Origin of the sequence: Rhodococcus sp. ZPP (assembly GCF_017656075.1) — a bacterium.
Taxonomy (GTDB): Bacteria; Actinomycetota; Actinomycetes; order Mycobacteriales; family Mycobacteriaceae; genus Rhodococcus_F; species Rhodococcus_F oxybenzonivorans.
On sequence record NZ_CP058639.1, the window covers coordinates 489,644 to 515,044 of the forward strand.

A 25,401-nucleotide genomic window follows, 5' to 3' on the forward strand; every position below is an offset into this window, starting at 1 on the left:
CGGTGGTGGCGAGCAGCTTCGTCGGACCAGCCGCGGTCGCAGGCGTCGGCTTCGAGTGCTTGGATGTCGGTGCGTTTCGCCTCGCGGGATCAACGACGAGATGCGTCCGTGGATGACGATGAGCATTCTGCGGGGCGCGGAGTCGAACACCATCGACTCCGTCCGGTCGGGCAGCCGCTCGGCCGCGTGGCTGCGGCTGTTCGGGGTCGTCCCGTTCGACGACGACCTGACCATCGCCGATCTCGGACTGATCCAGCGGTTTCACGAGAAGTCGACGATGCTCAGGATGCGCGGGGGGGAGCACGAACGCACCGTCACCCCTTTCGACGACGGGAGCACCGGCGTCCACGACCGGATCACGTTCGAGCCAAGGCTCCCGCTGGTGCCGCTGACGCCGGGCCTCCCACGTGTGCTGGGTGCGTGCTTCCGGCACCGTAATCAGCGGCTGGCGCGGCACTTCGGCCGACGGCTTCGCCCAATGGCACACCGGTGCAGTCCAGCTGAGCCAGTGCGACGTTGGGCGAGCAGAAAACTCAGTGTGCCGTGTAGCCGCCGTCGACGACGAGTTCGGTGCCGGTGGTGAAGCCGGACTCGTCCGAGGCGAGGTAGAGCACCCCGTACGCGATCTCGTCGGGTTCACCCTGCCGCGGGAGGGGGTTACCCGACACGAGTTGGCGGTAGTACTCCTCGGCGCCAAGCGCGCTACCCTCGGCCGATCGCCGGCTCATCTCCGTGCGCATCGACCCGGGGTGGATCGAGTTGACGCGGATTCCGTCGGGCCCGTAGGTGACGGCGTCCGACTTGCTCAGCAGTCGCACAGCACCTTTCGACGCGTGGTACAGCGGGACGTTGGAGCCTCCGGTCAACCCGTGGATCGACGAGAAGTTCACGATGCTGCCCTTCCTCCGGGCGGTCATGTGCGGCACCACGTGTTTGGTCATCAACCACACGCCCTTGACGTTGACGTCGAAGATCTGGTCGAACTCGGCGACCGACGCCTCGTGGGACGGTGCGGGCCGGCCGATGATGCCCGCGCAATTGACCAGGACGTCGGGAACACCCACGGTATTTACCACCGCTGCGACGGCCTCGGCGACGCTGGCCTCGTCGGTGACGTCGACGGCGAACGACGTGATCGCGGTCGAATCCCATGGCGCATCGGGAACTTTGAGGTCGAGCGCAGCAACCTTCGCGCCCTCTCGTGCGAGCATCCGCGCGGTCGCACCGCCCAGATCGCCGTTCGCACCCGTGACGACGGCGACCTTCCCTGCCACTCGACCCGTCATGACCTACCTCCCACTGCGGCGACTGCCCACGGGCCGATCATCGGAATCCACTCGGTGATGTCGTACGACGCGACGTGCCCGTGCAGGCGGAACGGGTCGCCCTCGACGACGTCGACGACGTCCTGCCTGTCCGCGGCCTCGTAGATCATGGCCGCACCGGGATCTTCGCCCGCCGCGAACGGTCCGGACCCGAGGATCAGTCCGCGATCGGCGGCGGCAACCAGGTAGTCCTTGTGTTCGGCCCGGTGCTGGTCCCGGCCGGCAGTGTCGTCGGGATAGGTGTAGCGGACGAGGAAGAACGGCATCTCAGACCTCTTCCAGCACGGTCGGTGTGGCGGGTTCGCCGCGCAGCGAGGCGAGGATCTCGGCGTCCCGGCCGATGGTGTACCCGAAGACGAGGGCGGGCCCGATGTTGGCGCCGTAGCCCGGATAACCGCCCCCGAAGATGCTGACGGCCGCGGAACCGGCCGCGAAGAGACCGGGGATCGGCTGGTTATCGTCGTCGAGCACCTGGCTGTGCCGGTCGACGGCCAGGCCGGAGTAGGCGCCGAGGTCACCCATCTCGATCTTCGCGGCGTAGTACGGCCCCTTGTCGAGCGGCTCGAGGTTCGGGTTGGGCTGGTGCTCCATGTCGCCCTTGAAATGGTGGAACCAGTTGGACCCGCGGTTGAACTTCGGATCCTCGCCCTTGGCCGCTCCCGCGTTGAACTCGGCCAGGGTCTTCTTCAGCCCCGCGGCGTCGACCCCGATCGTGCGCGCGAGTTCCTCGACCGTGTCGGCCTTGTGGAGGAACCCGGTCTTCCTGAAATAGCCCTGCGGAATCGGCCACGGCTTCGCGTACCCGATGCCGTACTTCTTCATGGCCTTCGAATCTGCGATGATGAAGCCGAACGTCTCGTCCTCGCCAGCATTCTCCTCGATCATCGCCATGCCGAAGTCGTGGTACGAGCTCGACTCGTTGGCGAACCGCTCACCCTTGCGGTTCACGGCGATCAGCCCCGGAAGCCCGAACGCCCGCAGGTGCGGGAAGATCCGCTGCTGCCCGCGCAGACCGGTGAACACCGTCACCGGCGCCCACGCGGCGGGCTCGTGGACGTCCGTGTCGACGTGCCCGCCGAGCGGCGCGGCCAGACGCACGTTGTCACCGTCGTGCCCGACCGTGGGAGTGAAGTGGTTGTCGCCGTGCGGATCATGACCCCAGTACTTCGCGCGCAGGGCCGCGTCGGAGGAGTACCCTCCGGCCGCGATGACGACGCCGAGCCGCGCCTCCACCGTTCCCGCGTGCACGCCCCCGAGCACCGCCCCGGTAACGACGCCGTTCTCCGACTGCAGAATCTTCGTGACGGGAGTCTCCGTCCACATGCGAATGCCGAGCTTCGCGGCGGACGAGACCATCCGCACCATCAGCGAGTTGCCGTTGGTCCGGTCGAACGACCGGCGACAGAGCACCGTCTCCATCCACGTCTTGAGGAGCTTCTTCGACACGTACGCAAACGATTTCCACGACTGGTTGGCGTGGAGGAACTGCGCGATGTCGGGCCCGACCTCCGGCATGTACCCGAACACGGTGTAGGTGTCGAGGTAGGGGCGCAACCGCAGCCGGTTCTCGCCGAGGGTGCGCGCGTCGACCACCTTGCCCGAGATCGCACGACCTGACGGCTTCGCGCCCGGCGCGTCCATCTGGTAGTCCGGAGCCATTTCCGGATAGACGAATTCGACGTCGGTATCGCGCTCGAGCCAGTCGATCGCCTCCGGGACCTCGTCGAGGAAAGTGTCGACCATCTCGGCCTTGTAGCAGTCCTTGGCGAGGGCGCGGATGTAGGTTTCAATCTCCTCACGGGTGTCGCCCTGCGCGACGCCCTGCTTGTTGCCCGGCACCCACGCCCAGCCGCCGGAAATGGCGGTGGTGCCGCCGAGCCACTTCGACTTCTCGGCGATGATGACGCTGTGGCCCTCACTCGCCGCCTTGAGTGCTGCCGCATGCCGGCGGCCCCGGATCCGATGACCAACAGGTCGCATTTGACCGTTTTCGAGCTCATTCGTGGACCTTCCCTGGAGAGTCGACACGCGATCAGAATGTGCGAATGCTCTGGTGTGCAGTCGCTTTTCGACTCAGACTTCGTGACCGGTGACGTCGTGTTCGTGGCACCTACTCTGACCGAACCGAGATCCGAGTCACAGCATGCCTCCAATGGATGGAAAGGTTCTTCAGTGCCGCGATCCGCGCGACATCGCACGGGTGATGCCGCGCGACGCCGTCGTCAGCGCCGCGACCACCGACTGCGGGTTCGCTTGATCGTGCGGTATGACGACGGACAGGGCCGCGATCACCCTCCCGCCGTCGGTGTGCCGCACGGGCACCGCGACTCCCGTCGCTCCGGGTGTGATGAGACCGGCGGCTACCGCGAAGTGCTGGTGCCGCACCTCGGCGAGGAGACGACGCATCTGGTCGGGGTCGGTGACCGTGGCGTCGGTGTAGCGTTCGAGCGGCTGCGACAGCATTTCGTCCTGCACGTCGCGGGAGGCGTTCGCCATCAGGACCAGACCGGACGAGCAGGCGTGCACCGGCAGACGTCCGGCGACCTTGGTGACGTTGACGACGGACCCGCGCGTGGAGAGCCGTTCGACGAACAGCACCTCGTTGCCGTCGAGGACGCCCAGCTGGGTGTGTTGTTTGATCGCGGCGTTCACGTCTTCCATAAACGGCATCGCGGCCTCGCGCAGACTCAGGGTGTGCGAGCCGCGGGACCCCAGTTCCCACATCCGCACGCCGATGCTAATGCGGGTGTCGTTGCGTTCGAGGAGTCGGTACTTCACGAGTTCCCCGACGATGCGGTGCGCCGTCGCTACGGGGAGGTCGGACCGACGCGCGATGTCGGACACCGACAGCGACGATGCGTCCGCGTCGAAAGAGGACAAGACCCTCACGACGCGGGCAGTGACCGATTCTCCCGTCGGTGTCCGCGACATCGCCCTATTGTCCTCCGGCTACTCCTGCGAGGTCGACGGACGCCCGAGTTCGGCCAGCGGCACCCGGTACGTCTCACGTGCGGTGAAGGCGGCGACGGACGAGACCAGCATGCAGAGGGCAGTGAACACCGCGACGGGGACCCACGCGTTCACCCCGGCACCGAGCAGGGACCAGCCGATCGCCGGGGCGAATCCGGCGACGAGGAAGCCGATCTGCGTACCGACCGCGAAACCGGAATAGCGCACGGGCGCCGCGAACATCTCGGTGAAGAAGCTCGGCCACAGGCCGTTCACCATCGAGTAGAACAGCGTCATCGTGAGCAGCGCGGCGACGAAGATCAGCGGAATGGAGCCGACCGAGATCGCCCAGAAGTACCCGAAAATTGTCACGGCGCACCCGAGGGCACCGGTGATCCAAACGGGGCGGCGTCCGACGCGGTCCGACAGCTTGGCGAGCAGCGGGATCGCGACGATGGAGCCCGCGATCGACACGGACGACACCCACAGCATCGTGGTGCGGTCGATCCCGACGTCGGGTCCGGTGGCGTAGGCGAGCCCGAAGACCGTGAACACCGTCTGGCCGACCGCGAACAGCGAGCACAGCGCGATCCGCAGCACGTCCCGCCACTGGGTGGTCACGACGGTGACGACGGGCAGCTTCTGCACTTCCGCCTGCTCACGCGACTCCTCGAACACCGGAGTCTCGTCGAGCTTGGTGCGCACGAAGTAGGCGACCACGAGCATCACCGCGCTGCACCAGAACGGGATTCGCCAACCCCAGCTGTCGAGTTGGTCTTTCGGCAGCGCGGCCACGGGGATGAAGACGAGGGTCGCGAGGACCATCCCGGCGGCATATCCCGTCATGGTGAAGCTGGTGAAGAATGCGCGCCGCCCCTCCGGTGAGTGCTCGAGCGTGAGGGTGCTGGCGCCGGCGGCCTCGCCACCTGCAGAAAATCCCTGCGCGAGGCGGCACAACACGAGGAGGATCGGGGCGGCGATGCCGATCTGGTCGTACGTGGGCAGGAATCCGATCGCCAGACTAGACATACCCATGATGAGCAGGGTCAGCAGCAGAATTTTCTTGCGACCCAACTTGTCTCCGAAGTGGCCCAGCACGATTCCGCCGACGGGCCGGGCCACGTAGCCCACACCGAACGTCGCGAGCGCGGCCACGGTGCCGATCGCGTCGTTGCCGACCGGGAAGAACATGTGTCCGAAGACGAGGGCGGCAGCGGATCCGTAGATGAAGAAGTCGTAGTACTCGAGCGCGCTGCCGAGGAACGACGCGAGCGCCGCCTTCTTCGGCGTCTTCGCCGCCTCGGCGGGTTTCGCAGTGGTCGGGCTGTCGTGCGTGACGGCGGATACGTTCATCGACTCTCCTGCGATCGGGCCTGGCGTGGTGTGGTGTGGTGTGACACAACGTGCCAACCGCGCATACCCGTGCGCAACGTCACATCCATCCATTGGAAAGGCGGCGCCTGCCCCGTCGGACGCGCACGTGCCCCCTCGGGCGAACGGGACGCTCGTCGCGTCAGACCGAACGAGCGCCCGTTCGTCAGGCACAGGCACCGGCTACGACGGGGGGTGACCAGGGAGAACGTGCGCCGGGGGAATTCGGATAGACGCCGGACGCCATCACATATATTTCGTTAACCGACCCTCCGAGCGCGCACTCCCCCGTGTCTCTTCCCCGCGCTATGACCTGCGCAAACGGCACGTCCCCAGATCAGATCCAATCGATGTGGACGGAGTCGATGTGATCGAAGTGAAATCCGAATTGGTCGCTGTATCTGTCGAAGCCCTTGTTCTCCGGGTAATCGAGGGTGGCATGCCGCTCGAGCAATGCCACAACCCGGGCATGATCATCATTGGCGAGGGCGGCGGCGAGTTCACGGGACTCCTCAGGGCTGAACGGGGTATCCGAGTTCGCGAAATCCAGGGTCCGGACCCGGTAGTCGTAGCCCTCGTCGGCACCGTTGCGGACCATCACACCACCCCGAACCCGGATCACCGCGGTCTTCGGTGTCCCATCGGGGCGCAACACCCCCGCACGTTTCATGATGTCCTCGGCCCGCACAGTTTTGAGTTTCTTGCTGGCGTCCGCGCGCAACTCGTTCGTCTCCCCCGACCGGTACCGGGACACCGCGGAACGAGACCGCCCAATTTTCGCGGCCACCGCATCGATACCACCCAATCGCTCGATCGCCGCCCGCCGTTGCGCCCGCTCGAGCACATCCGGGTGCGGGATGCGGCCTTGTTGCGCCCACCGGCGCAACGTGCGATCCGATGGCGGGGTGCGGCCGGCATCGATCGCCGCCTGACGCAAACCCTCGTTGCCGAGCTCCTTCCGCAATTGTTTTATCGAGACCTTGCTGGTCAGCCCGGCCAGTCCCCCGGTTGTGACCTGTTTTGACTTCTCCACCCCGCTGGTCGCGGCGTTGGCCACCGAGACTTTGAGGCCGTCGAGCCCGACCGCCTGCTGTGCCGGTTTCTTGGTCCGCGGCTTCGGCAGATGCAAAGCCATCAGACCTCACCCGCCCCTTCGTCTTCGTCGTCGGCGGCGTCGTCGTGGTCGGTGAAGGCGGCCTTGATCGCGAGGTTCACCTCGTGCACGTCTCCGGCCGACGCCACCGCATTAAGGAGGGTGTCGGTGAGGGTCACGTCCTTTTCCACCGTCATCTTTCCCAGGGCGCCGCTCGGGTCGGCGATGTCTTGACCGTTGGGGAGGAGGTATACCCAGGAGTCGGTGACGGTGCGGACCGGCCACCGCTGGTGTTCGCGGGCGATGCGCATCGCGACGCGGCGGCCCCGCCACCGGCAGTGCGCGATGATCGACGCCCGCCACAACGGCTGGTGGTGGTGCTGCATCCGGGTCGCGGTCCACATGTCCGGGTTGACCATCCGCCCGATGTACCCCTTGTAGCAGGAACCGAGAAATCCCTTCATCGCCGCATCCCGGGTGTCCACCGCGGTTTTGCGGGCCTCGCGCAGGATCTTCGCCCATTTGTCCAGCACCCGCCCCTGCTGCGGATACACCCACGCCTCGGTGATGTCGAGGTCGTCGAGATCGGCGCCGATCCCGCCATCGGTGACTGGTTCCCGCAGGGCATCGAGGGTGACGGTGGTGACCCAGGTTTGCACCGGCTGATCGGCGAGCATGTGCGGATGCGGCAGAGGCAGTTTCTCGGGCAGCGACAGCGTTTGGCCGGCGGGCAGGGTGATCCGCCACAACCCGAACGGGGTGCCCTTCTCCCCCACCGCCGCGGCCGCGGCCGCCCCGCCGGTCAGATGCTTCGGTTGCCCGTAACCGAGCTCGAGCATCCCGGCCGAGGCCAAATAGGCGGCGCGTTGGTCGATCGACACCAACCGGCACACCTCCTCGAGATCAGCCGCCTCCGGGACCCGGGTCCAGCCGACCGCGGGCTCGAGGTCCCCGCGCGGCGCCCCATCGAGCGGCGGCACCGGACCCGCGGTCGTCACCACGATGCCCTTACCGCTGCGGGTGCGTTCCCGTGCGATCTTGTCGATGATCGCCGCGCCGGTGCGGGCCGGGGTCGGCCCGGGAAGCACCCCCAGATGCTGTGCGCACCATGCCAGCCGGCGGCCCAACTCCCGCGCGGCCGGGAGGTCGTCGTCCGGGAGATAGGTGCCGGCGGCCGGTGATCCGAGGACACCCATATCGCCGACCCGGTTGTGCCAGCCGAAGTCCTTGTTCCAGTACGTCCACACATACGGTTCGATCACCACATCGACCATCGACGTGAAGTTCCCGATCGTGCGGGACAAATGCACCACATGACCCGGTTCGCCGCGCAGCTCCCACCCGGCATCGAGCAACGGTGGCAGGGTGGCATGCAGCACTGCGGTCAGGTCGGTGGCGGCGCGGGTCCGCAACGCTTCCATGTCGTCGACGTCGTCCTCACTGCCCGGATCGATGACCCACCCGAGTAGCTCACACGCCACCAACCCGACGACCCAGATCTGTGCGGGTGCACCCAACGGGGTCAGCGAGGCCCAGCGAATCAGCTTGTCCAGCTTCTCGAGTGAATCGACCGGACCGGTCAACTCCCGCCCGGACGGGGTGTACGTCCCGGCGGCGGTCACGATCAACGCATGCCCGTCCGCGGCCTCACCCGCCGGCAGCGCTTCCCACACCGGTGGATCGGCCGCGACGCCGTCGGCCACGTCGCCGTCGGCCTCGGCGCTGACCAGCTCGGAAGACTCCATGCTCGTGGGAGTTTCAGCGATCGTAGGAGTTTCGGCGGTCGTGGGATTTTCGGCGACGTCCCCCTGCTCATGCGAGTCAGCGTTCCCCTCCTCGTGCGAGTCCGCGTCCCCCTGCTCGTGTGAGTCAGGGTGTGTAGCGGCCGCTGGCTCCCAGTCCACGTGTTCGGCTGCGTTGGGCAGACCGTCTTTTTCGGCGGATTCGGGGGACGTCGCCGGAGTGGTGCCGGGCAGTGTGAAGAGGGGAATTTGCTCCCACGGCGAGCTCATGACTCCGGCTCGGCGATCCGGCCGTCGAGATCGGCCGGTGGGACACGGTAGCGGTCGAAGAATTCCTGCAGGGCAACGTCCACGACATTGGTCACCGTGGATTGGCGGTGGTTCACCAGCCAGTTCAACCGGGCCTCCGTCGAGGCCAGTACCCGGGTGTTGAGCGGAACTTTCGTCGGTCCCTTCCGCGGTTCCAGCTTCGCCGTCAACTCCGGACTCGGCGTTCCCGACGCGGCGACGCCTTCCGCGCCGGCACCGCGTTTTCCCGACCGAGCGGCGCCGCCGCGCCCGCCCCCGGCCGGGCGGCGGGCACCGCCTCCGGCATTTCCCACCTTCGCCATACCGACCCCCTCGTCTTCGCCCGTGTACCTCCAGCGGGGATCATCCTACCCACTACGGGCCTTCTTGCACGCATCTACGCGCTGAAATCTGCTTGCATATATGCCCGCAGAGTTCGGTGCGGGGCGTGTGCAAAAGTTCCGAAGCGCAATCGTCACGCACGGTTTCCATGACCACCGCGCCTTCCTCGCGAAACCCACGGCAGTGATTCCGCCGGATCCGGGACTCGTCACTCCACCAGCGTGATGGGTACCCCAGGTGTGATGTAGAGGTGGTGTCGAGCGCCGCCGTGGGTGAGGGACATGGTCACTCCAATGGTGTGTCCCTCGGCGAAGCGGGAGAGCAGTTCGCGGGTGGCCTCGAATCTGGTGGGGCTGATGCCGTAGGTGACGCCGTTGAAGATGAGGCTGGGCACCCTATCCTCCTTCTGCTGACCGGTGGACCGTTACGGAAAGTGTTGTGACACTTCGATCGGTGAGGACGGGGGTACCGTCGCGGTGCGTGGGGGTATCGGCTCTGAATGGGGTTACCAGCGGTAGACGATGCTCGGGTTCGGCTCGTCGCTGCCGCGAATCGCAATCGGAGTCGCCGGTGTAATCAGCAAACGTTCCGTCGAGTTTTGGCTGACAAAACCGACGAATCCGCCGTTGCCGTTGTTCTCGAAGATGCCCCTGACAGCGTCCTCGAGGCCGTGCGCGGCGGCCGCGTCGGCGAGCGGATAGCGGACCCCATCGTAGATCGCTTCGTAACTCATGATCCTTCTCTCACTGATGTCGTGGTGCTCACAGCGTAAGAGCGCTGGACCGAGTTGTGGCCGGTGCCGACACATTTTCCCTCAACTGAAATTAGGCCGGATTTCTACACTTCGGGTGACCGTAGTCGGCCCGTCAGGCGCGCCACCGTTGACCGGTGTAGGGAGAGCGTCACACCCGGCAAGACGGGCGGTTACCGTCTGTCGGTATGGGGACCACCTTTCACGGGCCGAGCCCGTGGCCGCATATCACCCGCGCCATCCGCACCCGGGGCGCCCGATACGCCGCGATCGGCTACCTCGGGCAGGACGCACCCGAGCTGCTCCCGCTGCGCGCGGGGGACCTGTTGGTCGTCAATGCGTCCAAGGCCGCTATCCGGGCGCACGCCACCTCCCCCGTCGCCCTCACCTATTACGTCGATCGGGGGGTGCGGGTGCTGTCGTCGCCGACCCTGCACGCGAAGGTGATCGCCACCGATACCCGGGCGGTGATCGGGTCGGCCAACGCTTCCGAGAATTCCACCCTCGCCGATGACGCTGTGGTCATTACCGATGATCCCGAGATCGTCGCCGGTGTCCGCACGTTCATCGACGGCCTCGACGAGATCACCGAGGTCGATCAGGTGTTCCTCGACGACGCGATCCTCGAGTGGGAGATCGGCCGCGCCGTCCCCCTGCCCGGGGTCACCGGCCGCGTTCGCACCGACACAGATTTCCTGCCCACCCCGGTGCGCCGGATGTTCGTCAAACACGCCGTCGATTACGAACCCACCGACACCGAACAACAGGTCCTCGACACCCAGCGGGGCCGGCATTCGACGGCGGGCGGGCCGGCGGTGAAGTACCAGCTCGAGTCGCTCCGCCTCGACACACGCGGCACCCTTCGGCGCGGTGACGTGATCGTCTTCGTCTCCGCCGGTGACGAGTGGATCCACCCGCCGGCCGTGGTGATCTCCGATCCGATGCGGATCGCGCGGTCGGGCGGTGCGGTGTTGTTCTTCCTGCGCACCCGCACCGACCTGCCACCCGTGCCTCTCACTGACGCCGAGAAGGCGCTCACCGACCTCGGGCACCCGGGGTCACGGCTGCGGACCGATCACTACGTCCGCTCCCCCAGCCTCCGGACCGCGCTACTCGGACTATGGGACCTCTGAGCGGACACGGCCACGAAATGAGCTGCGCACCATTACCGAGCCGCCCCGCCCCTCGAACGCCCCGAGGTCTGCACGGAACTCGACAACGTTTTCGTCCGCGAACTCTCTCGTACTCGACAATGCCCGGCGTGTAACTGCTGCTTTCTCCCTCAACGGCGAACACAGTCTCTGTCGTTGCCGTCGACCGATTCCACCCCTACCCACTCCCCACGAGACGTGACTGCCGGGGGTGGTCAATCAATACCGGTGAGCCACAGGACGGGCGCCGTGCGACGCCCACCACGTAACCAATGCGTTGCTTGCTAGCGTAGCGTGGTTAGCTATCCTCGCCTTGCCGTCACGGTGCGGAGCGTCCGCGCTCGCTTGATGACGATGCCACTCTGCGGCACGCCATCCGGTTCAGGCGGAGAAGTTTGGGAACCCGGGGCCGCTTGGGCACCCACGTCACTGTGATGAAAATTTGTCCTCCCCCCACGAGGGCGGCACGACATTCAATCACCAACCGCTCAGCAACTGAACGCCGTCACCACCCACTTCGGGATCGTGGGCGGCGTGTGGCGAGCGTAAGGTCATTAGACACCTCCGAGGAGACCGCGCTACAGCTCGACGGATGTACGTTGCTGCATCGTGCGGGTTGTGGGTGTTCGCTTGCGGCGATGGCGGATTGGATACGGCAGCGCAGGTTTTCGTCGTCCAGATGTGGAATTGCCAAACCCGGTTACCACCAGCAGCGCGGTTCCAAAGGTGGATGTGGGCAGTCTTGTTGACGACCGCAATAGTTGACACGGCGCCGCCTGTCGCTGATCGAGCGCCTGATCTTCGGTCTCGTGCGTGGCCTCGACTTCTGCGTGCGCGGGGCCGCCTCGGCCAGCACTGGCCGTGGCCGCCGCTCCCGGTGCGGTCGCGGGTCGGTGCGCCACGGCCGCACAGTGAGCCGCTGGTGCCCGCGTGCGGCGCGACCAAACGGTAACTCGCTCACGTGTGGGTGAGTTGCCGGTCCTTCACTTTCCGGCCCACTGCCACGCACAGCAGCATCAGCAGTGCCGCCCCCACGAAGCAGGTTGCGTAGCCGAGGTGCGGGGCGAGGAGTGAGATGACGAACGGGACGGCGAAGCCGATGTAGATCAGGCAGTAGAACACCGCGACGGTCTGCGCGAGTTCGTCTGCCGGTGCCAGCTTTTCGACAGACGCGAGACCGGAACCGAGCAGGATGCCGTAGCAAGATCCGAGGAGGAACGCCGCGACGACGATCGCGGCGACGGACAGCGCACCGCCGGTGTATGCGACGACGGTCGCGGCGGCGAAGCCCAGCACTCCGAGGGCGATACCGACCCGGATCCCGGCGGCGGCGTCGTCCTGCTGCGACCACCGTTTGGCCCACGGCTGGATCACCGCCCCGGTGATCAGAGTCAGCGCCGCGACGAGCCCGGTGAACGCCACCGACGTGGAGCGCAGCGACTCGGAGACGAGCGGTGGAAGGGTCGCGAACGACACGGTCGCTACACCGAACACCCACGGCGCCCAGGGGGCGATGCCCCACCGGAACTGGGGTGTCGCCAGCACCGACAGGGGTTTGGCGGTGAGGTCGGTCGCCCGGACCCGCACGTCGGGCACCGCCCACACCAGCGCGAGGGCGCCGACCATCAACGCGATGTGCACTAGGTACGGGAGCAGTTCGGGTGCGGGGAGCCACTGCGCGATCACGCCGGCGAAGAGGGCCCCGCAGCCGAATCCCGCGGACAACGACACGGCGGCGCGGCGTGCACCCGCCCCGGCGGGCGCGGTGGAGCTGAGTTCCTTCATCCAGGCGGTGCCGGCGCCGAACGCCATGCCGGAAGCGAGTCCGGCCAGAACCCGGCCCAGATAGAGCAGGTCGGGGACGGCGGCGCCGGCGATGAGCACGAGCGAGGAGACGATGCCCACGGGGATCATCGGGCGGATCACCGCGCGCCGGCCGAACCGGTCGGACACGCGACCGAAGTACAGGAGGGCTGGTACGAGCCCGACGACGTACGACGCGAGCATCGCGGTGAAGGCGCCGTTTCCGAGACCGAGATGTTCGCGGTAGACGAGCTGCATCGGGGCGAACTGGTTGGCACCCCAGCTGACCGCGAACAGCGCGGCGGCGAGGCGGACCCAGGGCGAGAGCATCACCTGATCCTCCCAGAGCCCGTAGCGCGGCGAAGTATCAACTCTTCACAGCTCGGGCCACGGATTCCTGTGCACACTGGCCGTGTGCGGCGGGTTCGGGGATGTCTAGCGTCGACCCCTGAGCACGAGCCGAGGAGGACATGTGTGGGGTAACGACGGCAGCTGGGTCGGCTCGGACGCGCAGACGATCGCCCGCGCGGTGACGAACCGGGAGGTGTCCGCGAGTCAGGTGCTCGAGGTCCATCTGGCGCACATCAAGGCCCGGAATCCGGAACTGAACGCCGTCGTCACCGTCACCGAGGAGCAGGCGATCCGGGCCGCCGACGACCTCGATATCCGAATCGGCCGAGGGGAGGTCGTCGGTCCGCTGGCCGGGGTCCCGTTCACCGTGAAGGATCTGATCGCGACCGCGGGTGTCCGGACGACGGCGGGATCGCGCGCGCTCGAGCACAACGTGCCTTCTGTCGACGCGCCCGCGGTGGCCGCGATGAGGGCGGCCGGCGCGATTCTCGTCGGGAAGACGAACACCCCGGAGTTCGGGGCGAGCGGCCTGACGCACAACGATCTCTTCGGGTATACGGTGAATCCCCTCCGACCCGACGGTGTTCCCCGCTCACCCGGTGGGTCGAGCGGCGGCGAAGCGGCGGCGATCGCGTCCGGGATGAGCGTGGTCGGTCTCGGCACCGACTTCGGCGGCTCGGTGCGCTGGCCCGCCCACTGCACGGGGCTGCGCTCGGTGCGCCCGACGATCGGCCGGGTGGACGCCGACGGACAGTATCCCGGCGTCCCGTCGGGTGATCACCTGTTGACCAATCCTGCGACCATGCACGGCACGTTGCAGACGATCGGCCCGATGGCGCGGACGCTGGACGACGCGGCCCTGGTGCTGCGGGTGCTCTCGTCCCCCCGGTTCCCGTGGACGGATCCGGAGTCGGTGGACCTCTCACGTCTCGACATCACCTGGGCGCCCGGTGACGGGACCGTCCCGGTGGACACGGAGATTGTCGCGGCCGTCGCCGGCGCCGCCGGCAGGCTCGGTGCCCGCCCGTACGAGGGCGGGGCGCTGTCGGAGGGCAACGATCTGTTCGGCAGTTTGCGTGCGGTCGAAACCCACACCGACATTACCGAACTCGGTACCGACTTCGGAACGAACATCGCCACGATGCTCGCCGACGCGCGGGACGTGGACCGGCGCCTGGTCGAGCGACTGTGGGCGCAGCGAGCGGAACTCGTGCACCGATTGCTCGGCGAGATGGGCGACGTCCTCGTCCTTCCCGTCGCCTCGATCCCGGCGCCGCCGCTCGGCGACGAAGTGTTCGACGTCGGTGGACAGCCGCTCACGTGGTCTCAGGCCCTGGCGAGTTGCCGCGCGATCAGCGTGACGGGGCTGCCGTCCGTCGTCGTTCCGGTGGGAAGCACCCGGTCCGGTTTGCCGATCGGCGTGCAGGTCGTCGCGCGGCCGTGGTGCGAGCACGTGGCGTTGGCCGTGGCCGCCCGGTTGTGAGGCGACCACGGCCGACGCGCGCGTCAGATCACCCGGTCTCGCCGGAGGCCCTCGATGTCTTCGTCACTCAGCCCGAATTCACCGAGTACCTCGGCCGTGTCCTGCCCCAGCACCATCGGCGGCGCAGTCCGGATCGGCAGGGTCTCGTCGTCCACCCAGAACGGACCCCGGACCAGCGGCATTTCCCCGCCGTCCGGTGTGGCCACCGGCTGCACCATCTTCAGCTCCTGTACCTGCGGGTCGGCGAAGGCCTGATCGATCGTGTGGACGGGACCGCACGGGATGCCCGCCGCGCGAATCGATGTGACCCATTCGGTGGCCGGCCGCACCGACAGCAGTTCGAGAAGTTCCTTGGTGAGCCGATCGCGGTGCGCGAGTCGTGACTGGCCGGTGCGGTATTCGGGCCGGTCGGCGAGGTCGGGGTTTCCGAGAACCTGGCACAGCGACACCCAGTGCCGGTCCGAGCCGGTCGCGATGATGATGGGGAAATCGGCCGTGTCGAACGTGCCGTACGGCGTGATGGTCGGGTGCGTGTTTCCGTTCGGCTCCGCGACGCGTCCGGTGCTCAGGTAGTTCTGCGCCTGGAACGACATGATGGACAGGGCCGATTCGAGCAGTGACGTCTGCACGTGATGACCGGCGCCGTCATTGCCCCGGGACACGAGCGCCGCCGCGATGCCCAGCGCCGCATAGATGCCGGACACCGTGTCGATGATCGGGACGCCGACGCGCATCGGCGTGTGGTCGCCGGCCCCGGTCACCGACATCAGACCCGACATGCCCTGCGCCACCTGATCGAGTCCGGGTGAGAACTGCTCGGGTCCGGTCGGGCCGAAACCGCTGACACTCATGACGATCACCCCGGGGTTGTCCTCGGCGAGCGACTCCTGGTCGAGTCCCATGTCGGCGAGGACGCCGGGACGGAAATTCTCCACGATGACGTCCACGTCGACGGCCATGCGGCGCAGCAGTTTCCGGCCCTGCTCGCTGCGCATGTCGAGCGCGACGGAGCGTTTGCCGCGGTTGACGGAGGCGAAGTACAGGCTGTCGCTGCCGTCGAACGGCGGCCACTGCCGGGAACTGTCGCCACCGGAACGGGTCTCGACCTTGATGATGTCGGCGCCGAAATCCGACAGCAGTGCCGTGCACAGCGGACCGGCGAGGGCCCGCGTGAGGTCGAGGACCCGGATCCCGCTGAGCAACTGATTCATGGTGGATCCTCGGTTCTCTGTGAAGGAAGGGGGACCGTCCGAGAATTGCGGAGACGCCGATCGATAGCGATGGCGAGAATGCACAAGCGGCTGCTGGGGATTTCGGCGCATTGTGTGCCGCGTCGGCCGGTCGCCGCCGGTTAGCGTGAGGTTCCCGACGAAGCACCCGAGGAGTACGAGACGATGCGCGACATCCTGACGGGCCTGGAATCGTGGTTCGACCGCGGCGAGAATTTCGCCCTCGCCACGGTGGTGCGCACCTGGAAATCGTCTCCGCGGGCGCCGGGCGCGGCGATGGCCGTGTCGGAATCCGGTGAGGTGCTCGGAAGTGTGTCCGGTGGGTGTGTCGAGAGCGCGCTGTACGAGACGGCGGGGGATGTGCTGGCCGACGGGCGCAGCCGGACGGAAGTGTTCTGCGTGGCGGACGACGACGCGATCGGTGTCGGACTCACGTGCGGCGGCACCATCGAGGTGTTCGTTCAGCGCATCGGGCGCAACGACTTCCCGGACTTCGCGAACGTGGCGCACAGGATCCGCAGCGGTGAGTCGATCGCCGTGGTGACGGAGACCGGCGACGGATCACGGACCCGGCGCTGCGTGATCACCGGGGACGGGGTCGCGGGCGACCTCGACCTGCCCGAGACCGATGTCGAGAATGTCCGCCGCCGTCTCGACGCCGGTGAGTCGGTGGTGTATCAGCTGCAGTCCGAGACGGCGTGCATGGTCGAGATCTTCGCGCCCCCACCGCGGATGTACATCTTCGGGGCCATCGACTTCGCCGCGGCCATGTGCACGCTGGGCGCATTCGCCGGCTACCACGTCACGGTGATCGACGCCCGCGCCGTGTTCGCGACGCGCGCCCGGTTCCCGGACGCCGACGACGTCGTCGTGATGTGGCCGCACCGGTTCCTCGAGACCGCGCCGGTCGACCACCGGACGGTCCTCGCGGTGCTCACCCACGACGAGAAATTCGACATCCCACTGCTGGAGCTGGCCCTGCGGTCGGACGCCGCGTACATCGGCGCGATGGGCAGCCGGGCCACGCACGAACGCCGGGTCACGCTGCTGCGGGAACAGGGAACCACCGCGGCGGAGCTCGCGCGGCTGCATTCACCGATCGGCCTCGACCTGGGTGCCCGCACCCCGGAGGAGACCGCGGTGTCGATCCTCGCCGAGATGATGAAGACGACCCGGGGCACGTCGGGGCGGGAGCTCCAGCAGCTGAGCGGTCCGATTCACCGTGATGCGCCGGCCGGGACCGGCCGTCCGCTCGAGTGCACCAGGTGACCGTCGTTTGACGGGTATTCGGGTCGCGACTTAAGGTCACACTTTCGCGCCATCCGGGGCGAGTGTCGGATCAGGTGGGCAGGGTGTTGCAGTGACGACGAGGGACGTCGGTAGTTCCGCTCCCGGGTTCCGCGCAGCCGCCGACACCGGCGACGGGCCTGGTCCGGGCGTTGCGCCGCAACCGTTCGCCGACGTGCTGATGTCGGATCTCCTCGTCTCCCCGACCCTGGTCGCCGGCGCGACCGGCACCTCGCGTGAGGTGTCGAACGTCGCCGTGATGGCGGTGCCGGACATCGGACCGTGGCTCCGGACCGGACAGTTGCTGCTCACCACGTCCGCGGTTCTCGGCCGGCTGGTCGAGCCGATCGACGCGTTTCTCGCCCGGCTCGACAGGCGGGGCGTCTCCGGACTGGCCGTCCGGCTCGACGACCCCACTGCGACGCTGCCGGCCGAGATGTCCCATGCGGCTGACGAACTCGGGCTTCCCGTCGTCGTGGTCGCGGACCTGTACTCGCAGGCACACCCGCTGGCGGGTGCGCTCGCGGAGTCGTCGGCCCGGCAGGTCGACGCCGTGTTCGAGGCCGACCGGTTGCGGAGAGTGCTCGTCGACGTCGTAATGGCAGGCGGTGGATTCGCCGAACTCGCCGTCGCCGTCCACGGTGAACTGGGCGGGGCCGTCTTGATCACGACACCCGACGGACGTCAGTTGTGCCGTGCCGGCGACGAGTCCGAGCTGAACCGGCTGGCGTCGAGTGCCGCGCTCGACTCCACCGGCCGGGTCCGCACCGATTCGACCGAGGGCGGGCTCGGCCTGCACCGGCTGGGCGACGAGTTCCTCGCCGTCTCAGCGATTTCGGCCAACGGCATCGACCACGGGCGGCTGGTGCACTTCAGCACCGGGCACCCGCTGCGCAGCGAAGACCTGAATCTCGTCGAGCAGGCGGCGGCGGTGTGCGCCCTGGTCGTCGCCCGCGAACTGGTCGTGTCCTCGGTGGAGGAGAAGCACCGCGCGAACTTCGTGCGGGACCTGCTGCTCGGCCGCGGCGGCGAACACGAGCACGTCGCCGCGCATGCCAAGACGTTCGGCTGGGACCTGGACCGTCCCGTGGTCGTCGTGGTGATCGAACCCGATCCGGTCGATGAGGACGAGCCGTCGATCCCCACCCGGATGCCGCTCGTCGAGCGGCAGGCGCGGGCATTCACGAGTGCCGTCGCGGGCCGGGACACGGGCGCCGCCGTCACCGCACTGGCGACGGAGACGGTGATCCTGATGGGTGTCGGCACCGACACGCTGAACCTGGTCCACGAACTGGTCGCGTACGTGCGCGGCGACGGCGGCGGTGGGCGCATGCCCTTCGGGGTGGGGGTGTCCCGGCCGACGGACTCGGTGGACGGCATCCCGGCCCTCTACGGCCAGGCCCGGACCGCACTGAAGGTGGGACGGCAGATCACCGGAGCCTGGGCCGTGACGCATTTCGACGACCTCGGCGTCTACCGGCTGCTGAGCCTCGTCGAGGACGACCGGGAGCTCGAGTCGTTCGCCTCCGAGACCCTCCGCGAACTGACCGCCGACACACCCGAGGCGCAGGACATGCGCCGCACCCTCGAGGTGCTGCTCGCCACCAACATCAACATCGCCGAAACCGCACGTCAACTCCACTTTCACTACAACACCCTGCGGTACCGGGTGGTGAAGCTGGAGAAGATGCTCGGGTCGTTCACCGATCACCCCGAATTGCGCCTCGACCTGTCGCTCGCCCTCAAGATCATGGCGATGCGCGGCATCAATTTCCTAAAGTTGCCAATTTCGCCGGGCACGCACTGGCAGATTCTTCTCACGCCGGGTGGCTGACGCTGTAATAACGTTTCCCTCCTATCGAGGTGCAACTGTGACATGCGGCACATCATCGAAGCTGGCCGCCCGGCACCCCTGCACCGTCACCTGTCTGAAAGGTCCCCCTATGCCTATCTGGACACTGCACGGAGATGGCAAGACCATCGCGCCTGGGGAGGTCGTCGCCCCGAGCGAACGGCTCAGCTGGGGTCGCACGATCGGGCTCGGCGGGCAGCACGTGGTCTCGATGTTCGGGGCCACGTTCGTCTTCCCGATCATCATGGGTCTCAATCCTCAACTGGCCGTGATGTTGTCGGGTTTCTGCACCCTCTTCTTCCTGCTGGTCGTCAAGGGCCGGATTCCCAGCTACCTGGGGACGTCGGCCGCGTTCGTCGGCGGCATCGCCGCCATCCGCGCCCAGGGCGGCACCTCCGCGCAGGTGACCGGGGCGATCCTGGTGTCGGGTCTCGTGCTCGCCGGGATCGGCGTGCTGATCCACTTCCTCGGCGGCGGGGTGGTGTTCAAGATCCTGCCGCCCGTGGTCACCGGCGCCGTCGTCATGCTGATCGGGTTCAACCTGGCCCCGGTCGTGGCCGGAACGTACTGGCCGCAGGACCAGTGGGTCGCGTTGACGGTGATGGTGGTGCTGGTGGTGGCGAGCGTCGCGCTCCGAGGGTTCCTCGGGCGGGTCGCGATCTTCCTGACGCTACTCTTCGGATACGTGCTGTCGTGGGTGCTCGACCTGACGACCGGCATGATCACGTCGTACGACCCGGTCGCCGGCGGGGTTACCGAGCACTTCCGCGTCAACTGGGACGGTGTCTCCTCGGCGTCGTGGATCGGGCTGCCGCCGTTCTCCGACGAGGCCAACGGCATCGTGGGTATCCACGCGCCGTCGTTCAGTCTCACGTTCATCGTCCTCGTGCTGCCCGGTGTGATCGCCCTGATCGCCGAGAACGCCGGACACGTCAAGGCGGTCGCCGAGATCACCAAGACCGACCTCGACCCGATGATGGGACGCGCCCTGATCGGCGACGGCCTGGCCACCACGATCGCGACCAGCGTCGGCGGATCGCCCACGACGACGTACGCCGAGAACATCGGCGTCATGGCCGCGACGAAGGTGTATTCGACCGCCGCGTACGCCGCGGCAGGCGTCATCGCGATGCTGCTGGGCTTCTCCCCCAAGTTCGGTGCCGTCATCTCCGCGACCCCCGGCGGGGTGCTCGGCGGAATCACGGTGGTGCTCTACGGGATCATCGGCCTGCTCGGTGCGAAGATCTGGAAGGAGAACGGCGTCGACTTCGGCAACCCGCTCAACCTGATGCCCATCGCCGCCGGCCTGATCATCGCGATCGGTGACACCGAGCTGACGTTCACGGACAGTTTCTCCCTCAGCGGCATCGCGCTCGGCACGATCGTGGTGATCGGCATGTACCACCTGTGCCGCGCCATCGCCCCGAAGGACGCCGGCGACGCGGGGGCCGGCGACCGCACCCCGAAGCCGACCGCGGACGACGGAACCGTGCCTGGCCGGGTAGGCCAACTCACGTGATCTGCCAGCGACAGCACGTGAGTTTTGTCACTAGTTCACGAAACGTCGAGCGCACGATACGGGCAGGATCTGAGGAATGAAACCGTCGCCACTGACTTATCACCGACCTCGGTCGATCGACGAGGCCTGTCGGATTCTCGCGGACGTGGCTCACGAGGGAAAGGTGCTCGCGGGCGGGCAGTCGCTGATCCCGCTGCTGTCGATGCGACTCGCCGCACCGGCTCACCTTGTCGACATCGGCTCGATCCCCCGGCTCGACGCGGTGTCGTCGTCCCGCGAGCTCGGTGTCACGTTCGACGCTCTGACCACCCATTCTGTGCTCGAAGCCGACCGCGGCGCCGCACAGGTGCAGCCGCTGCTCGGCCGCGGACTGCGTCTCGTCGCGCACCCGACCATCCGCAACCGGGGCACGACGGTCGGATCGATCGTGCACGCAGACCCGTCCGCGGAGATGCCGGCCGTTCTTGCGCTGCTCGGCGGCTCGGTCACCGTGCGTTCGGTGCGCGGGGTCCGGGAGATCCGGTCGACCGACCTGTTCGCCGGGCCGCTCGAAAGCACGCTCGAGGCGGACGAGATCGCGACCAGTGTCACGGTCCCGGCTGCCGAGTCCGGGGTCGGGACGGCGATCGACGAGATCGCCCGCAGGCACGGCGACTACGCCCTCGTCGGGGTCGTGGCGCAGGTCCGCGTCGAGGGCGGCGCGGTGGCGGAGGCCCGGATGACGTACGTGTCGGCCGGCGAGCTCGGTGAGGTCGTCGACTACACGGATGTCCTCCAGGGTGCGTCCGCGACGGACGACCGGGACCCGTTGTGGCGGAATTTGTCCGAGTTCGCGAGGGAGCGGATCGACACCGAACCCGACATCCACGCCACGGCGCGGTACCGGTCGCAGCTGGTCGCTGCCCTGACCGCCCGGGTCGGGTTCGCGGCCGCGCAGGATGCAGTACTCGACGCTGCCGCCGTGCACGCGTCGGCGGGAGGAAGGTGAAAATGGCAAAGGCAACACGCAGCATCGACGAGCAACTCGCCGAACTGCAGGAGGAGACGGGCGAACAGCACGTCGCGGTGACGTTCACGCTCAACGCGGTGACGCACACGGTGGTGCTGCCGTCCCGGACCCTGGCGTCCGACGCGATCCGGCACCATCTGCGCCAGACCGGAACACACGTCGGCTGCGAGCACGGGGTCTGCGGCGCGTGCACCGTGCTGCTCGACGGCAAACCCGTGCGGTCGTGCCTGGTGCTCGCGGCGAGCCTCGAGGGCCGGAAGGTCACCACCGTCGAGGGTCTCGTCGAACCCGACGGCACCCTGCATCCGGTGCAGCAGGCGTTCATCGACTGTCACGGCCTGCAGTGCGGATTCTGCACACCCGGTTTCGTCACCACCATCGCCGCGTTCCTCGAGGAGAACGATTCGCCCACCCGCGAGGAGGCCACCGACGCGATCGCCGGCAACCTCTGCCGGTGCACCGGGTACCAGAACATCCGGGCGGCCGTGCTACGCGCCGCGGAGATCAAGCGCGAGCGTTCGGGCGAATTCCCGCTCGGCAAGGACGACGAGACGGCACGCGCCTCACTCGATCCGAAGGTCCGCGGCACCACCAACCCCGTCGGCGGAAGGGCAGGGCGAGCATGAGCGTCACGACACCCCGCACGGATCCGGCGCGCACGAAGGAAAGCGGTTCGGAGACCGTCGAATCCGAGAAGCTGTTCGGTAAGCCGATTCCCCGCACGGAGGATGCGCGGCTCCTTTCCGGTAACGGCCGCTACCTCGACGACCTCGGGCACAACGCGCTCATCGCCGCGTTCGTCCGGTCGCCGCACGCGCACGCCCGCATCACCGGGATCGACGTCGACGCGGCGCTGGATCTGCCCGGTGTGCACGCGATCTACACGTACGACGACCTCGCGGACGACTCCCCGGAGATGGCCGAGAATCTGCCCCTGCTCATCCCGCACCCGGCGATCACCGCCCCGCGCAACGGGTATCCGCTCGCCAAGGACGAAGTGAATCACGTCGGCGAGGCGATCGCGATGGTGGTTGCCGACAACCGGTACATCGCCGAGGACGCGTGTGCCAAGATCGACGTCACGTACGAGATGCTCCCGCCGGTCGTGGGAATCGACGTGGCGCGGCAGGCAGACAACGCCGTGCACCCCGACGTCCCCGACAACGTGGCGGCGCACCTGCAGCACGGCTTCGGCGACGTGGACGCCGAACTGGCGAACGCACCGCACCGGCTCACCCTGAACCTCGAGATCGAGCGGTCGGCGTCGATGCCGATGGAAGGCAAGGGCGTCTACGCGCGCTGGGACACCGACGAGCAGGCGCTCACGTTCTGGACCTCCACGCAGACGTCGACGTCGGCGCGTGCGGCCATCGCCGCGCGACTGAAAATGGCGCACAACAAGGTCCACTGCATCGCCCCCCGACGTCGGTGGCGGTTTCGGTGTCAAGATCGTCCACCCCTGGCCGGAAGAGGTCATGGTCACCTGGGCGGCGCGGCAACTCGGGACGGCGGGCATCTCGAGCGAGGTCAAGTGGGTCGAGGACCGGCGCGAGCACTTCGTGTCCAGCGCGCACGAGCGCGGCCAGATCCAGGAAGTGACGGTCGGATTCGACGACGACGGCACACTCCTCGCCTTCGACTTCACGTTCTGGCACGACAACGGCGCCTACCTGCCGTACGGCATCATCGTCATGCTCAACACGTCGACGCAGGTGCTCGGGCCGTACAAGCCGAAATCGTTCCGGGTGGACGCGTACTCGCTGTACACGAACACCGTCATCGTGACGCCCTACCGCGGCGCCGGCCGACCGCAAGCCGTGTTCGCAATGGAACGCGCGATGGACGCGATCGCGAAGTACCTAGGCAAGGACGTCATCGAGGTCCGCGAACACAACTTCATCCGACCCGAGGAAATGCCGTACGACTTCCACCTCACGTTCCAGGACGGCCGCCCGCTGATCTACGACACCGGCAACTACCAGGCCGGGATCGACAAACTGAAAAAGCTCATCGACTGGGACGGATTCGCCGGAGTACAAGAAGCAGGCGAAGGCCGAGGGCCGGGCCGTGGGCATCGGGATCGGCGCCTACGTGGAGGGCACCGGACCCGGACCGTACGAGGGCGCCCACGTTCTCGTCGAGACGTCCGGGAAGGTCAAGGCCGCAACGGGTCTGACCACCCAGGGCAGGGCCACCAGACGGCGTTCGCGCAGATCGTCGCCGATGACCTCGGCGTGCCGGTCACCGACGTCGAGATCGTCACCGGCGACACCCGCCGATTCGGTTACGCGGTGGGCACGTTCGCGTCCCGCGGCGCCGTGATGTCCGGTTCGGCGTTCCACGTGGCCGCGCAGATGGTGGCGGAGAAGGCCCGGACGATCGCCGGTGAGGCGCTGAACCTCGATCCCACCGAACTGGAACTGCGCGGTGGGCACGTGTGCAAGATCGGCACGCTGCCCGGCGCCGAGGGCACGTCCATCTCGCTGGGTGTGGTCGCCGTGCTGTCGAATCCGCTGCGCTACGCGTTCGACGACGCGTCGCGGCAGGCCACCGGGTTCGCGAAGGCCGACACGGACATGACGATTCCGCCGGTCCGGGAGGGCGAACAGCCCGGGCTCGAGGCCACCGGCTACTACTCGCCACCGACGTCGACGTTCGCGTCCGGTGTGCACGCGGCGATCGTCGAAACCGATCCGGTGACGGCGGAGATCCATGTGCGGCGGTACGCCGTGATCCACGACTGCGGCAACGTCATCAACCCGCGGATCGTCGAGGGCCAGGTCATGGGTGCCGTCGCGCAGGGTGTCGGTGGCGCGCTGTACGAGAGGATCGTTTACGACGAGCACGGCCAGATGCTCAACGCGTCGTACATGGATTTCCTGATGCCGTTCGTCACCGAGATGCCCGACTCGCTCGAGATGGACCACACCGTCACCCCGTCCGGTCTCAATCCCCTCGGGATGAAGGGCGCGGGCGAGGCGGGCGTCATTCCGACGTCCGCCGTCATCGCGGCAGCGATCGAGGACGCGGAAGGCATCCCTATCACCTCCATGCCGATATCCCCTTCCGAGTTGTTCGAGCTTCGCCTCGCGCACGCGTCGTCACAGAGCAAGGAGAACGAATGAGAATCGCCGGCACCGCCCTACTGACGGCCCCACCGGAGGCCGTGTACGACAACCTGCAGGACGGACGGGTCCTCGCCGCGACCATCCCGGGGGTGCAATCCCTCGAGCAGCTCAGCGACAACCATTACAAGCTGTCCATCACCGCGGGCGTCGCGTCCATCAAGGGCACCTATGACGGCGAAGTGATTCTGTCGCAGCAGAATCGGCCCGAGTCGTTCGTGATGACGGCATCGGGTGCCGGTGCTCCCGGCACCGTCAAGGCCGACGTGACGGTGCGGCTCGAGGAACGCGACGGCGGCACCCTGCTCAGTTACGACGCGGACGCCGTCGTCGGCGGCATGGTCGGCGGTGTCGGGCAGCGGATGATCACCGGTGTCGCGAAGAAGATGGCCGGAGTGTTCTTCAAAGGCATCGACGGTGTGATCGCCAACGGCATCCCGGCTGCCGAGGTCGCCGCGGTGGCGGCCGAGGTTCCGGCGGTCGCCGGCGTCGCGGAGGGGGTCCCGGTTCCCGCGGCAGCCGCCGCAGGGGTGCGGGTGTCCGAGGGCACCTCCACGACAACCGTTCTCGCGTCGGCCGCACTCGGTGCGGGCATCGCCCTCGCCGGTGTTCTCGTCGGCGGCATCCTCGTGCGGGGCGCCTGCTCGAAGTAACGCCGCCACAACTCGTCGCACAGCACCCCGAACCGTCCGGTTCGGGGTGCTGTCGTCTGTCCGGGGGTCTCCGGTCGC

General features: G+C 67.5%; 20 protein-coding genes and 2 pseudogenes. 10 read left to right on the plus strand and 12 right to left on the minus strand.

Translation table 11 applies throughout. The features are described from left to right. Window positions 1-55: 55 nt before the first annotated feature. A pseudogene (locus tag HYG77_RS40160) lies at window positions 56-460 on the plus strand (hypothetical protein); the annotation flags it as partial. A gap of 73 nt (window positions 461-533) precedes the next feature. Here HYG77_RS40160 and HYG77_RS33575 read toward each other — a convergent pair. The 10 genes from HYG77_RS33575 to HYG77_RS33620 all read right to left on the minus strand — a co-directional run bounded on the left by HYG77_RS33575 (window position 534) and on the right by HYG77_RS33620 (window position 9,843). Continuing rightward, window positions 534-1,286, minus strand: coding sequence for a glucose 1-dehydrogenase (locus tag HYG77_RS33575; protein ID WP_208963932.1), 753 nt, complete (start codon window positions 1,284-1,286; stop codon window positions 534-536). Next, entirely contained in the window at window positions 1,283-1,591 is a 309-nt protein-coding gene (locus tag HYG77_RS33580) for a YciI family protein (RefSeq protein WP_208963933.1), read from the minus strand. Before HYG77_RS33580 ends, HYG77_RS33575 begins: the two co-directional genes overlap by 4 nt. 1 nt (window position 1,592) lies before the next feature. Further along, window positions 1,593-3,305, minus strand: coding sequence for an FAD-binding protein (locus HYG77_RS33585; RefSeq protein ID WP_208963934.1), 1,713 nt, complete (start codon window positions 3,303-3,305; stop codon window positions 1,593-1,595). A gap of 189 nt (window positions 3,306-3,494) precedes the next feature. Next, window positions 3,495-4,256, minus strand: coding sequence for an IclR family transcriptional regulator (locus tag HYG77_RS33590; protein ID WP_208963935.1), 762 nt, complete (start codon window positions 4,254-4,256; stop codon window positions 3,495-3,497). An 18-nt stretch (window positions 4,257-4,274) separates the two neighbouring features. Next, window positions 4,275-5,627: an MFS transporter gene (locus HYG77_RS33595; protein WP_208963936.1), complete on the minus strand. Its 1,353-nt coding sequence runs from the start codon at window positions 5,625-5,627 to the stop codon at window positions 4,275-4,277. A 355-nt stretch (window positions 5,628-5,982) separates the two neighbouring features. Beyond that, complete coding sequence (locus tag HYG77_RS33600; protein ID WP_208963937.1) at window positions 5,983-6,780, minus strand: hypothetical protein; 798 nt, start codon at window positions 6,778-6,780, stop codon at window positions 5,983-5,985. Next, entirely contained in the window at window positions 6,780-8,750 is a 1,971-nt protein-coding gene (locus HYG77_RS33605) for a hypothetical protein (RefSeq protein ID WP_208963938.1), read from the minus strand. The genes HYG77_RS33600 and HYG77_RS33605 overlap by 1 nt, the downstream gene beginning before the upstream one ends. Further along, window positions 8,747-9,091, minus strand: coding sequence for a hypothetical protein (locus tag HYG77_RS33610; RefSeq protein ID WP_208963939.1), 345 nt, complete (start codon window positions 9,089-9,091; stop codon window positions 8,747-8,749). The genes HYG77_RS33605 and HYG77_RS33610 overlap by 4 nt, the downstream gene beginning before the upstream one ends. A 227-nt stretch (window positions 9,092-9,318) precedes the next feature. Beyond that, window positions 9,319-9,504, minus strand: coding sequence for a hypothetical protein (locus HYG77_RS33615; protein WP_109335661.1), 186 nt, complete (start codon window positions 9,502-9,504; stop codon window positions 9,319-9,321). Window positions 9,505-9,615: 111 nt separating this feature from the next. After that, on the minus strand, window positions 9,616-9,843 hold the full coding sequence (locus HYG77_RS33620; RefSeq protein ID WP_208963940.1) for a hypothetical protein: 228 nt from the start codon (window positions 9,841-9,843) through the stop codon (window positions 9,616-9,618). 206 nt (window positions 9,844-10,049) lie between these two features. Between HYG77_RS33620 and HYG77_RS33625 the strand changes: the two genes are divergently transcribed. Beyond that, complete coding sequence (locus HYG77_RS33625) at window positions 10,050-10,994, plus strand: phospholipase D family protein (protein WP_208963941.1); 945 nt, start codon at window positions 10,050-10,052, stop codon at window positions 10,992-10,994. 975 nt (window positions 10,995-11,969) lie between these two features. On the opposite strand, the gene HYG77_RS33630 is transcribed toward HYG77_RS33625, so the two are convergent. Then, window positions 11,970-13,145 (minus strand): MFS transporter, encoded by a 1,176-nt coding sequence (locus tag HYG77_RS33630; RefSeq protein WP_208963942.1) that lies wholly within the window; start codon window positions 13,143-13,145, stop codon window positions 11,970-11,972. A gap of 142 nt (window positions 13,146-13,287) precedes the next feature. Here HYG77_RS33630 and HYG77_RS33635 point away from each other — a divergent pair, with 142 nt between their 5' ends. Then, window positions 13,288-14,649, plus strand: coding sequence for an amidase (locus tag HYG77_RS33635; protein ID WP_208963943.1), 1,362 nt, complete (start codon window positions 13,288-13,290; stop codon window positions 14,647-14,649). Between the two features lie 23 nt (window positions 14,650-14,672). Here HYG77_RS33635 and HYG77_RS33640 read toward each other — a convergent pair whose 3' ends face one another. Next, on the minus strand, window positions 14,673-15,860 hold the full coding sequence (locus tag HYG77_RS33640; protein WP_208963944.1) for a CoA transferase: 1,188 nt from the start codon (window positions 15,858-15,860) through the stop codon (window positions 14,673-14,675). 183 nt (window positions 15,861-16,043) lie between these two features. Between HYG77_RS33640 and HYG77_RS33645 the strand changes: the two genes are divergently transcribed. The 7 genes and pseudogenes from HYG77_RS33645 to HYG77_RS33675 all read left to right on the plus strand — a co-directional run bounded on the left by HYG77_RS33645 (window position 16,044) and on the right by HYG77_RS33675 (window position 25,323). Continuing rightward, window positions 16,044-17,147 (plus strand): XdhC/CoxI family protein, encoded by a 1,104-nt coding sequence (locus HYG77_RS33645; RefSeq protein ID WP_208963945.1) that lies wholly within the window; start codon window positions 16,044-16,046, stop codon window positions 17,145-17,147. A gap of 91 nt (window positions 17,148-17,238) precedes the next feature. Next, on the plus strand, window positions 17,239-18,999 hold the full coding sequence (locus HYG77_RS33650) for a PucR family transcriptional regulator (protein WP_244461475.1): 1,761 nt from the start codon (window positions 17,239-17,241) through the stop codon (window positions 18,997-18,999). Between the two features lie 109 nt (window positions 19,000-19,108). Then, window positions 19,109-20,536, plus strand: coding sequence for a solute carrier family 23 protein (locus HYG77_RS33655; protein WP_208960955.1), 1,428 nt, complete (start codon window positions 19,109-19,111; stop codon window positions 20,534-20,536). Between the two features lie 76 nt (window positions 20,537-20,612). Then, window positions 20,613-21,524 (plus strand): FAD binding domain-containing protein, encoded by a 912-nt coding sequence (locus tag HYG77_RS33660; protein ID WP_208963946.1) that lies wholly within the window; start codon window positions 20,613-20,615, stop codon window positions 21,522-21,524. 2 nt (window positions 21,525-21,526) lie between these two features. After that, window positions 21,527-22,171 (plus strand): (2Fe-2S)-binding protein, encoded by a 645-nt coding sequence (locus HYG77_RS33665; protein WP_208960954.1) that lies wholly within the window; start codon window positions 21,527-21,529, stop codon window positions 22,169-22,171. Further along, window positions 22,168-24,670 (plus strand): annotated as a pseudogene (cutA, locus tag HYG77_RS33670) (aerobic carbon-monoxide dehydrogenase large subunit). Before HYG77_RS33665 ends, cutA begins: the two are co-directional and overlap by 4 nt. Then, entirely contained in the window at window positions 24,667-25,323 is a 657-nt protein-coding gene (locus HYG77_RS33675; RefSeq protein WP_208963947.1) for a carbon monoxide dehydrogenase subunit G, read from the plus strand. The pseudogene cutA and the gene HYG77_RS33675 overlap by 4 nt, the downstream one beginning before the upstream one ends. Window positions 25,324-25,401: the final 78 nt, after the last annotated feature.

Bases quoted from the DNA above. Each gene is read 5' to 3' on its own strand.
- HYG77_RS33575 (WP_208963932.1), bottom strand. From the start codon at position 1,286: ATGACGGGTCGAGTGGCAGGGAAGGTCGCCGTCGTCACGGGTGCGAAC.
- HYG77_RS33580 (WP_208963933.1), bottom strand. From the start codon at position 1,591: ATGCCGTTCTTCCTCGTCCGCTACACCTATCCCGACGACACTGCCGGC.
- HYG77_RS33585 (WP_208963934.1), bottom strand. From the start codon at position 3,305: ATGCGACCTGTTGGTCATCGGATCCGGGGCCGCCGGCATGCGGCAGCA.
- HYG77_RS33590 (WP_208963935.1), bottom strand. From the start codon at position 4,256: ATGTCGCGGACACCGACGGGAGAATCGGTCACTGCCCGCGTCGTGAGG.
- HYG77_RS33595 (WP_208963936.1), bottom strand. From the start codon at position 5,627: ATGAACGTATCCGCCGTCACGCACGACAGCCCGACCACTGCGAAACCC.
- HYG77_RS33600 (WP_208963937.1), bottom strand. From the start codon at position 6,780: ATGGCTTTGCATCTGCCGAAGCCGCGGACCAAGAAACCGGCACAGCAG.
- HYG77_RS33605 (WP_208963938.1), bottom strand. From the start codon at position 8,750: ATGAGCTCGCCGTGGGAGCAAATTCCCCTCTTCACACTGCCCGGCACC.
- HYG77_RS33610 (WP_208963939.1), bottom strand. From the start codon at position 9,091: ATGGCGAAGGTGGGAAATGCCGGAGGCGGTGCCCGCCGCCCGGCCGGG.
- HYG77_RS33620 (WP_208963940.1), bottom strand. From the start codon at position 9,843: ATGAGTTACGAAGCGATCTACGATGGGGTCCGCTATCCGCTCGCCGAC.
- HYG77_RS33625 (WP_208963941.1), top strand. From the start codon at position 10,050: ATGGGGACCACCTTTCACGGGCCGAGCCCGTGGCCGCATATCACCCGC.
- HYG77_RS33630 (WP_208963942.1), bottom strand. From the start codon at position 13,145: ATGCTCTCGCCCTGGGTCCGCCTCGCCGCCGCGCTGTTCGCGGTCAGC.
- HYG77_RS33640 (WP_208963944.1), bottom strand. From the start codon at position 15,860: ATGAATCAGTTGCTCAGCGGGATCCGGGTCCTCGACCTCACGCGGGCC.
- HYG77_RS33645 (WP_208963945.1), top strand. From the start codon at position 16,044: ATGCGCGACATCCTGACGGGCCTGGAATCGTGGTTCGACCGCGGCGAG.
- HYG77_RS33655 (WP_208960955.1), top strand. From the start codon at position 19,109: ATGCCTATCTGGACACTGCACGGAGATGGCAAGACCATCGCGCCTGGG.
- HYG77_RS33660 (WP_208963946.1), top strand. From the start codon at position 20,613: ATGAAACCGTCGCCACTGACTTATCACCGACCTCGGTCGATCGACGAG.
- HYG77_RS33665 (WP_208960954.1), top strand. From the start codon at position 21,527: ATGGCAAAGGCAACACGCAGCATCGACGAGCAACTCGCCGAACTGCAG.
- HYG77_RS33675 (WP_208963947.1), top strand. From the start codon at position 24,667: ATGAGAATCGCCGGCACCGCCCTACTGACGGCCCCACCGGAGGCCGTG.